This window comes from candidate division WOR-3 bacterium (assembly GCA_016867815.1).
Taxonomy (GTDB): domain Bacteria; phylum Hydrothermota; class Tepidihabitantia; order Tepidihabitantales; family Tepidihabitantaceae; genus UBA2258.
In genome coordinates, this window is sequence record VGIR01000125.1 from 1 (window position 1) to 6,380 (window position 6,380).

Below are 6,380 nucleotides of genomic sequence, written 5' to 3' on the forward strand. Positions count from 1 at the left end.
CTACATCTACGGCGCACTCGGCGGTCTGATTCCTCTGTTCGGCATCGTCATCTTCGCGCGTCGTCGCGGGAGGCACTCGAGCGCCAAGTAGCGAGCCGGGGACTCGGACAAGTCAGAGTTCAGAACCAGCGACCAGAAACAGGTTTCAGACATCCGGAAGGTACCCGCGCGGGTCGCGCTGCGGCGGGTCAGGAAGGCGGTAGGCGAGGAGTCGCCCCGGGCGTTTCGGCGAGGGCGGAACTGATTTCGAGTTTGCCTTCGAGTTGGCCGAGGCGCTTGAGCGCGTCGTCGTACTTGTTGTGGGCATTCTTGAGATGAGTGCCCACGGTGTCGAACTCGTCGCGGAACTTGCCAAAGTCGCCCTGCAGCCGGTTCAGGTGGCTGAGGATTTCCTCGGCCCGCTTCTCGATCTGGAGTCCACGCAGGCCGAACACAATCGCCTGCAGGTATGCGTACAAGCTGTTGGGTGAGACAGGAATGACGCGCTTCGAAACGGCGTAGGCGCTGACGTTCTCCTCGTCCGGCTCGTCCTTGATAATCGTCTCGTAATAGACATTCTCGGCCGGGATATACATCAGGGCGAAGTCATAGGTGCCCTCGTCGGGCAGAACGTATTTGCTGGCGATGGCGTCCACGTGTTTCTTGACGTCGGCGATGAACTTCTTGCGCAGGCTCTTCCGCTCCGCGTCGCCGGCCGCGGACAGGCGCTGGAAGTTCTCGAGCGGGAACTTGGCGTCAATCGGCACCAGTTTGGGCCCGAGTTTGATGACAGCGTCCACGGCCTCGCCGCTCCGGAACCGATGCTGCAGCTCGTAGTTCTCGGGCACCACCTGGTCGAGCAGATTGCCGAGGAACAACTCTCCGACAACTCCGCGCAGTTTCGGCGCCTTCAGGATCTGCTGCAGTGAGGACAGGTCCTTTCCGACCTCGTATATCTGCTCTGAGGACTTGGCGAGCTCGCCCATCTTGGCCGAGACGTCGCGGATGACAACAGCCGCGTTGTCCAGACGGGTGTTGACCTGTCCGGTCGTGTCCCGCATCGAGCGGTCGAGTGCGTCCAGTCTCTGCTGGACTTGCGCCGTGAGTGCGACAAGTTGGTCGTTCACGTTCTTGGTGTTGCAGTTGAGGGCGTCGGCGGTCTCGCGGCGCAGGGCCGCGACCTGGTCCTGCATCAGCGACAGGCCTTGCTGGTCGCCCTTGCCGGCGGATACGCGGATGTAGATCAGCAGGACGAGAACGAGCACAGCTACGGCGCTGATTGCCACGATCATCGTGCCAAGGACACCGGTCACGTCAGAATCATAGACTGGCCCTTCGGGCAGTCAAGGGAGAGAGGCAGGAGAAGTTCGAAGCCCGAAACTCGAATGACGATTGAAGCCGGAAATCCGGATGCAGGCCAGCCCGGTCAGTTCTGGATGCGGGCTTTGTCGGGTACGCCGGCAGGCAATGCCACCGTCTCGCCCACGTTCCAGTTGTAGACGGTGTTGAGCAGCGAGTTGAAGAGTTCGTAAGCCCGCGTGCCCGAACCGCAGCCGTTGACGATGAACGAGAAGGCGAACGTGTCGGTCTGGCCGAACAGGAAGCCTGACAGACTGAACACGTTGCGGATGTAGCCGGTCTTCGCCGCAAGGTTGGAGCCGACGTCGAGGTTGCGCCGGATGAGCGTGCCGGGACGGCCCGGCACCGCCAGCGTGGAGATGAAGAGGTCCCGCCACCTGGATTCGTAGACCGTGACCAGCAGTCTTGCCAGCGTGCCGGGAGCGACGCGATTACGGCGCGACAGGCCACTGGCATCCCAAACCCGCAGGCCGGGTCGTGCGACCTTGCGGTCATCAAGGAAGGTGCTAATGGTCTTCCAAGCGGGGACCTTGTGGCGGCGGCTCAGGGCTTGGAGCATCCATTCTGCCTCGAAGTTGTCGGATTCACGGTTGGCGAGCACAAGGTGGCGGTAGCCGGGAAAGTCGGGCCGCGCATCCAGGCCCAACGAGTCGATGGATTTGCGGTTGACCCGGTGGAGATGGGCAGGCAGGTTGGTGGAATCGAGCCGAGCGTCGAGGATTCGGACGAGCGAGGAATCCCAGTGCTCAAGCGCGCAGGCGGTGACCAGCAGCTTCTGGCACGAGGCAGGTGACAGTGCTGACCTGGCGTTGAGGCCGTAGAGGAGCGAGTCGCGCGAGCAGGAATACACCGCGATGCCGGTGCGCCAGCTCCCGCTGCCAAGCGTCCGGACCCGGGAGTCGAGCTCGGACTTCAGGTCGACCCGGAGGGAAGCCGTGGCCGGCGGCGCAGGCGCCGGTCCCCCGATGCCGGCCAGGGCGAGAGCCAGCACCAGGGTCAGAACGCGGAGCATCTACTGCTCAGCCGCAGGTACGAGTGACGCAGCTCGAACGACGAAGGAAGTCCGAAGCACGAATCGTGGTCCAGACTTCGGTAGCTTGGTCATTTCTGCGTTGATTCGTCATCCGGGTTTCGGACTTCGGACTTCCCTCTAGAATCAGCGCTTCCCAATGAGATAGTCGTGTGCCGACATCGCGGCCAGCGCTCCGTCGCCGACCGCGGTCGCGACCTGGCGTAGATGGGTGTTGCGTACGTCGCCTGCGGCGAATATGCCCGGGACATTGGTGCGAAGCTGGTCGTCGGTCTTGATGTTCCCGGAGCCGTCGAGCTCGAGCAGGTTCGAGCACCAGCCGGTGTTGGGCAGCCACCCAACGTAGATGAACGCGCCGCTGACCGGCAGCGAGTAGTTCGACCCGTCCCTGAGGTTCTTGACCGTAAGCCCGGCGAGGCGCTGGGTACCGTCGAAAGAGGTGACCGTACAGGAGAGATGGTAGTCGACGTTGCTGCGGGCGCGCAGCCGCTGCTGGGCGAACCGGCAGGCACGGAACTCGTCGCGACGGTGGACCACGTGAACGCGCGTCACCATGTTCGAGAGATAGAGCGCTTCGTCCAGGGCGGAGTCACCGCCGCCGATGACCGCGACTTCGCGTCCTTTGAACAGCGGGCCGTCACATACAGCGCAGTACGAGACCCCGCGGCCGGTGAGTTCGGTCTCGCCGGGCGCGCCGAGCTGCTTCGGCTTGACTCCGGAGCAGACGATGACCGTTGCAGTCGAGACCGGACCGGCAGTGGTCGCGACCTCGAAGCCGCCAGGAGCGGCCGAGATACCCGTCGCTTCGGCGTTCAGCATCTCGCAGCCGAATCGGGTGGCCTGCTGTTCCATGGTCTGGGCAAGCAGCATACCGCCCACCGGTTCGGAGAAGCCCGGGTAGTTTTCCACTTCTGAGGTGAGGGCCATCTGGCCGCCGGCGAACGCTTTCTCAAGGACGATTACCTTGTGGCCGGAACGGGCGGCATAGATACCGGCGGTGAGGCCGGCCGGGCCGCCGCCGACGGCGAGGATCTCAGTCTGCTTCACGGCTCCGTATTGTAGAAGAAAAGACGCGGAAGGGCAAGTCCGGATGCGTCCTTCCGCGCCTTTGATACCTGGCACTAGCGCACGAGGGTCACTCCACCGAGCAAGAAACGTCTGACAGCCCTCAACGTCACCCCTTCGGCAGGCTTAGGGCAAGCTCTGAGCGAAGTCGAAGGGTCTGTCCGAGAGATTCCTCGACTCGCTGCGCTCGCTCGGAATGACAGGTATTTCCTGCTCTCATTAGTGTCTTCCGCACCAACGATGCGCCGTCGTCAGCGCTGATCAGGCGGCAGAGGTACACCGGGAGCGCGTGCGAGGTCTTCGCCGTCCGTCGCTTGCCGGTGCCGCCGTGGATGCACGATCCCTCGCAGCGTTTGGGACTTCACGACAGGACGATTCAACTGCAATTGCGGAAGCACTGCTGCGGACTCAGACTGGCGTGCGGGGCAGTTGCGGATTCCGTTCTGCGGACGGCTGTGCTCATCTCGCCGGCTACGTCGGGGCGGCGGACATCCATCGCGTCGGCGATTGGGGCTGCGCGGTCGTCGCTGAACCGCAACGCAAGCGGCCCTAGACCGCCCGCGGCACCAGACACGTCCAAGCACCGGGCACGAGCGAATCTCGACGGCGGTAGCCAGGAGCTGTGGTCCGGCGAATCATTGGACGACTCGCTCGCCGAACGACTCGACCAGTGAATCTACCAGCGGTTCGACGAACGTATGGGCGATTCACTTCCCAACCCATCTCTCCAACGACTTGTGGAACGAGCTGGTGATCGAGACTCCGATACGCTTCACGACTCAGTCGCCAAGTCGCTGCTCGAACGATACCGGAACTCGCTGCACCAATCGTCTGCTCACACGTACCTCCATTCACTTCAGGAACCATCGCTGCAATCACTGGTCGTACGACTCCGGGAACCGCTGGGGGAACGGTTCCCCCATTGATTCGGCAAACCGCAGCTTCCGGCGCCTCCCGTGCCATGCCGGATTGGGGCTGTGACATAACATATTGTATTGCTTGTATTTATGCCATGAAGACGGCTATTGACGCCGAGGGTGTCCATATGTAACATGTGAGTGCCGACGCGCTCTGTGCGGCCTTCTCCCTCTCTTCGCCGTGAATGCCGTGCGGCTCTGCGCATTGCATGTCTCGGTGGGGACAAGCGGTTTCTGCACGGAGCGCTGTTCGAGCAGCCGTGATGCTTTTGGCGACCCGCGAGGCGGGTCACGGAACAGCGTACACAAAGGAGGAAGAACCATGCAGGACCCAGTGAAGCGGAGAGAGAACTGGGAATTGAAGTACAACCTCGACCGGGTGAAACAGACCCTCGAGGAGAAGCGGGCGAAGATGGCCGAGCACTACCAGACCGCAGTCGCCGGAATGGTGGCGTCGGAAATCCAGGTGCGCGAAGCCCTGAACATCCGCGGAGTCAGCACCATCCACTATGTGCCGTATCTCAACTTCGGCCGACAGCTCTACAAGCTCACAACTCAGCGACAGATAAGCGGCGAGAGTGCCGTCATCGAGGCGCAGGTGCTCCTGGAAAAGTGGGCCCGACGCGGGCTCGACCCCGACGTGCTTGGGTACGTCCGCACCCAGGTCTTCAACATCGCCGCGCCGCCCGCGCCGTAGCGAACCGGCCCGGCCGACCTCGTCCTTCTCCTCATCCAGCCCGGAGGCTGCGCCCGGGCGAGACGGCATTCACGCGCCCGCAACACGGCGCGCGACTGCTACTTGACACGGCACTTCCGAAGTCTACAATCTCGTCAGGAGACACGATGTCGGGAACGTTGCCGAGCGGCGCTTCCGGCCCGTCATGCCGGGGAGTTTCGTCGGCGCAGACAGGAGGTACATTGTGAGAGGTACGTCAAGAGCAGCTCTGCTGGCGCTTGCCGTCGTTGCCCTTCTGCCGTCATTGGGCGTCGCGCAATACGCGCCGAAGTGGCGCGTGGGCGATTGGTGGATAGTCAAGACGCTTTGGGAGCGGCAGTCCTCGCTGAGCGGTGTTAACTGGGAGTGGAAGTACACGCGGTACGACGTGGCCGGTATCGAGAAGGTTGGGCACAACGACTGCTATGTTGTCGAGACTCGAGGCGACAGGCAGCCCGACGTCCGTCGGGAAGAAGCCGCCGGCATCGTCCTGTACGTCCGTACCGACAACTGGCGTCTGGTTCGTATGGAGCTGGCGAGATACGATGGCGGCAAGCGCGTTGCGCCGGACGTCTTTGATACCCCGGACGGGCGATTCGGCCCATTCATAGGGGAACCGCGACTACCCAGGTTTCCCCTGCAGCTCATGAGCAAGGACACGGCCTTCAAGACAGAGGATCGTATCCACGGCGTTGCAGACCTGCGCGAGATATCGTGTCCAGCCGACCCGGCGATGGTCGAGCGGCTCCTTGCAGAAGGGGACGCCCTCGACACTAGAGTGGTGCGACCTTCGGCAGCAGTCTACCTCGTGCGGAATGATCTAGCCGGCAACGCCATCCCCGGCCCTCGGCCCGGCGAACGCGAGATCACGCAGAGTCTGCAGCTCTGGAGCGATGACCTGCCTTGGCGGCCGTTCGAGGAACTCGTTTCGTACAGGGGCCCGAATAGGACTCGTCGCGTAACCGACCGAAGTTGGCTCATCGCGGTCGGCGAAAGAGAGAAGTAGCCATGCGCGCAGTGGATGCGTGCGTTGCAGCATTGCTCGCAGCGAGCCTTCTGACAAGCGCGCATGCCTATACCGAAGCTCCGCCCAAGGAGCATGTCCCTCGGTTAGTTGAAATTCCTAGCGGCTCCCACATCACTTTAGGCAACTCTCTCTGTTGCGTCAATTTCTTTCGGTGACGCGGACCGTTCCAGTGCACTCAGCAATGCGGGGATGTGCCGGTAGCCATCTACGCACCGGAAGTGCTGCTCGGCATGTAGCAGCCCAGCTACACACCAGCGCCAGCGCATCTCGCCAGGGCGCCAGCGCTTC

General features: G+C 62.7%; 5 protein-coding genes. 2 read left to right on the forward strand and 3 right to left on the reverse strand.

Translation table 11 applies throughout. The features are described 5' to 3' along the window. Positions 1 to 188 precede the first annotated feature (188 nt). The 3 genes from FJY68_12930 to trxB form a co-directional block, all read right to left on the reverse strand. Entirely contained in the window at positions 189 to 1,292 is a 1,104-nt protein-coding gene (locus tag FJY68_12930; protein ID MBM3332728.1) for a DNA recombination protein RmuC, read from the reverse strand. 113 nt (positions 1,293 to 1,405) lie between these two features. Continuing rightward, the gene (locus FJY68_12935) at positions 1,406 to 2,350 is read right to left on the reverse strand and encodes a hypothetical protein (GenBank protein ID MBM3332729.1); all 945 of its coding nucleotides are present in this window, start codon (positions 2,348 to 2,350) and stop codon (positions 1,406 to 1,408) included. A 144-nt stretch (positions 2,351 to 2,494) separates the two neighbouring features. Beyond that, positions 2,495 to 3,490 (reverse strand): thioredoxin-disulfide reductase, encoded by a 996-nt coding sequence (gene trxB, locus FJY68_12940; GenBank protein ID MBM3332730.1) that lies wholly within the window; start codon positions 3,488 to 3,490, stop codon positions 2,495 to 2,497. A gap of 1,182 nt (positions 3,491 to 4,672) precedes the next feature. On the opposite strand from trxB, the gene FJY68_12945 reads away from it, so the two are divergent. Further along, a complete protein-coding gene (locus tag FJY68_12945) occupies positions 4,673 to 5,047 on the forward strand; it encodes a hypothetical protein (protein MBM3332731.1) in 375 nt (124 codons plus the stop codon). A 223-nt stretch (positions 5,048 to 5,270) separates the two neighbouring features. Beyond that, positions 5,271 to 6,071 carry a hypothetical protein gene (locus FJY68_12950; GenBank protein ID MBM3332732.1) on the forward strand — a complete coding sequence of 267 codons (801 nt, stop codon included), beginning with the start codon at positions 5,271 to 5,273 and terminating at the stop codon, positions 6,069 to 6,071. Positions 6,072 to 6,380: the final 309 nt, after the last annotated feature.

What these genes read in the sequence shown, in the direction of transcription:
- FJY68_12935 (MBM3332729.1), bottom strand. Translation starts at nt 2,350, where the DNA reads ATGCTCCGCGTTCTGACCCTGGTGCTGGCTCTCGCCCTGGCCGGCATC.
- FJY68_12945 (MBM3332731.1), top strand. Translation starts at nt 4,673, where the DNA reads ATGCAGGACCCAGTGAAGCGGAGAGAGAACTGGGAATTGAAGTACAAC.